This is a genomic window from Nocardia sp. NRRL WC-3656, assembly GCF_000720265.1.
Lineage (GTDB): Bacteria > Actinomycetota > Actinomycetes > Mycobacteriales > Mycobacteriaceae > Nocardia > Nocardia nova.
Map to the genome: position 1 here is coordinate 1 of NZ_JOJF01000096.1, position 852 is coordinate 852.

The 852-nt window shown below is 66.7% G+C and carries 1 protein-coding gene and 1 pseudogene; one reads left to right on the forward strand and one right to left on the reverse strand.

The genetic code is table 11. The features are described 5' to 3' along the window. On the reverse strand, positions 1–627 hold a 627-nt coding region (locus IG65_RS0133975), incomplete at its 3' end, for a DUF4226 domain-containing protein (protein ID WP_231509625.1). Between IG65_RS0133975 and IG65_RS39520 the strand changes: the two are divergent. Next, positions 614–852: pseudogene (locus tag IG65_RS39520) on the forward strand (hypothetical protein); the annotation flags it as partial. The gene IG65_RS0133975 and the pseudogene IG65_RS39520 overlap by 14 nt on opposite strands.

The following is an 852-nucleotide window of genomic DNA, read 5'->3' on the forward strand; positions in this document are numbered from 1 at the left end:
CGGGTATTTTTTGCCGTAGATGTTGTAGAGGTATTGGTTGGTGAGGCGGTCGATTTCGGTGGCGGTTTCGGTGGAGTTGGTGTTGCCGCCGGAGACGATGGCTTGGGCTTTTTTCAAAGCGATGGTGAGGATTTGGTGGACTTTTTGTTGTCCGGCTTTGGTGTAGGCGGTGGGTCCTAGTTCGGCGAGGGCGGCGTCGACGTCGCGCAGGAGTTGGCGGACGGCGGTTTTGTCGACTTTGTGTTTGCCGGCGTGGGAGTAGATGTAGTTGTAGAGGTCGTTGTCGAGGGTGTTGAAGGCGGTGGCGGCGTTGCGTTGGAACAGTTGGCGGGCTTTGACGGCGCCTGCGGTGGTGCCGGTGCCGTCGGTGCTGCCGGTGGTGGTGCCGAGTTCTTTGCGGAGTTTCTGGACGTCGGGGTCGTCGCTGTTTTCGTCGCCGTAGGCGGCGGCGAGTTTTTTGAGTGCGGCGATGGCTTTCTGGGCTTGGGGGGACAGGCCGGCGTCGCTGCCGTCGCCGGTTGTGGTTGCGCCGGAACCGTTTCCACCACCACTACCGGTGCCGCCGCCGTTGCCGCCGGCGAGGCCGGACAGGGCGGAGGCGAGCATGGGCAGCATGGACAGTGCCATGGCGCCGCCCATCATGGCGGTGGGCGCGACCTGGGCCAGGGTTTGGTCGTCTATGCCGGGGATCAGGCTCGGCTCGCGTTCGGGTTCCAGGCTCGCCCGATCGGTGGCCGGTGGCGGTGGAGGCGCGGCGGCGCCCGCGGCCGGGGGCGCCTCAGCGGATCCGGGCGCCACCGATACCGCGGGCGAACCCGGCCCCGACACCACACCCGCACCCGACCCAGCAGG